This window comes from Nitrobacter vulgaris (assembly GCF_031453995.1).
Lineage (GTDB): Bacteria > Pseudomonadota > Alphaproteobacteria > Rhizobiales > Xanthobacteraceae > Nitrobacter > Nitrobacter vulgaris.
This window is the reverse complement of the sequence record NZ_JAVDPZ010000094.1, coordinates 1-1,363: the sequence shown is the minus strand read 5'-3', so window position 1 is coordinate 1,363 and position 1,363 is coordinate 1. Positions and strand designations below refer to the sequence as shown.

2 protein-coding genes are annotated in these 1,363 nt (G+C 61.8%); both read right to left on the bottom strand.

Annotation, left to right across the window (positions count from 1 at the left end; translation table 11 throughout):
* Nucleotides 1-422 precede the first annotated feature (422 nt).
* Entirely contained in the window at nucleotides 423-1,175 is a 753-nt protein-coding gene (locus GGQ85_RS20750) for an SURF1 family protein (RefSeq protein ID WP_309776094.1), read from the bottom strand.
* On the bottom strand, nucleotides 1,172-1,363 hold a 192-nt coding region (locus GGQ85_RS20745; RefSeq protein ID WP_309776093.1), incomplete at its 5' end, for a DUF983 domain-containing protein. The genes GGQ85_RS20750 and GGQ85_RS20745, both read right to left, overlap by 4 nt.

Genomic DNA, 1,363 nt, shown 5'->3' with positions numbered 1-1,363 from the left:
CAAAGGGATCAACCTAGCCACTGGACGGTTTTTACTCCGCCCGCACCGACATCACGCCGGCGCTCCGTGGCCTACTTTGTCACCGCCACGCACAAACCCGAGCGTTTCGCTCGGTTACGCGGTGGCCGGCGGTCCTGGATTGCTGCGACGCGTTGGCCCAGCTTAATAGACCCGAGTTGAGATCCGGTGCCTTGCTTTGACGCGTCGGTGCCCTGACCGCAAACCGGTGCCGGCGTCGCCCGACAGTCCCACAAGAACCCGCAACTCTCCTGCCAAAACAATCAGTTGCGTGGTCGCTCGGTCAAAAGCCGCCGAAGCGATCCGAATCGGTCCAGCACATCACCGAGATGTTTGCAGAGATCATCACGCCGACGACATATGAACGACAAGGCATCCGTGGCGATTCGGGGAGAAATTGCGAGCTACGTCGAGCGGTGTTGGCTGCGCCACCAAAAGCCGAAAGTGAAAAGCACAGCTGCCGCGAGACCGAACCAGGTGATGGCGTATTGAAGGTGATCATCTTTCAAATGCACATCGAGCGGGCCAGGCTTGGGAACGCCGCTCGCAGGTGCCGGCGTCTCAAGGTCGATGTAAAACGGTGCAACGTTTCCCCAGCCAAGAGCCTGTGCCATCGCGCCTATGTCGCGCGAGAACCACAGCCGCTTGTCCCGGCTGGTAGACGCAGTCAGGGCGCCAGCTTCTTCCGGGAAGCGGAGATAACCCGTCATCGCCACGGGCTGTCCCGTCACCAACGGTTTCACCGCACGATCCTGCTGGTTGCGATCCTGCGTGGTGTTCTGCACGAAGCCCGTATTAACAACGAGTACGCTCCCGTCGGCCAGTCGCGCGGGCAGAAATGCCCACGTGCCAAGCCCAACATCCGGGCGCACAGCCGAGCCGGAGCTGTAAACCATTGCGTCGGGTCGCGCTTCGTAGGTCGCCGAAAAACTCACCCGGCGAAATTCATCCCTGACCGACGATAATGTCGCCCAGTCTGCCGGCGGGAACAAGGCGATGGGCGCGGCGGTCAATCGCTCGGTGAGCGCTGCTATCAGCGCGTGCTTCTCGGCCCCGCGCCGCAACTGCCAGACGCCAAGACCGACGAGCACGGCGACCATGACCAGCGCAACGAGGCCGAGGCCGGCGCTGCTACCGCGACGGCGGGAGGCATTCATAGGCGATTACGAGAGACTACGCGTCCCTCAGCAGCCTTGTGATGAAACTGGAGGCTGATCAGGAGCGATTTCATTGCGCGCAAGGGCCACAGCGTAACAGCGAGGACTGTTGGGATCCAGAGAGCTGCGTGGATCCAGAGGGCTGGCTGGTACTTGACTTCGACGACGAGTGCGGCGGCGACGACGAT